At 48.9% G+C, this 266-nt stretch carries 1 protein-coding gene; it reads left to right on the top strand.

Annotation, left to right across the window (positions count from 1 at the left end; all coding sequences use genetic code 11):
• On the top strand, nt 1-266 hold a 266-nt coding region (locus tag AC0QH1_RS00290; protein WP_324628750.1), incomplete at both ends, for a Uma2 family endonuclease.

The following is a 266-nucleotide window of genomic DNA, read 5'->3' on the forward strand; positions in this document are numbered from 1 at the left end:
TTTGAGCGTCGCTACGCGGCTGCATCGCAGATTAAAAAAGCCGAATTAATTGAAGGAGTTGTTTACGTGGCTTCCCCGGTTCGAGCAAATCTACATAGCAGACCTCATGCCATTATTATGGCTTGGTTAAGCGCTTATTGGACCGCAACCCCCGGTGTAGATCCGCTGATTGACGCCACTGTTCGTTTGGATGAAGATAACGAACCTCAACCGGATGCTTTGTTACGCATCGAACCGGAAGTGGGTGGCCATTCTTCGATTAGTGA

It is taken from the genome of Phormidium sp. CCY1219 (assembly GCF_055795085.1).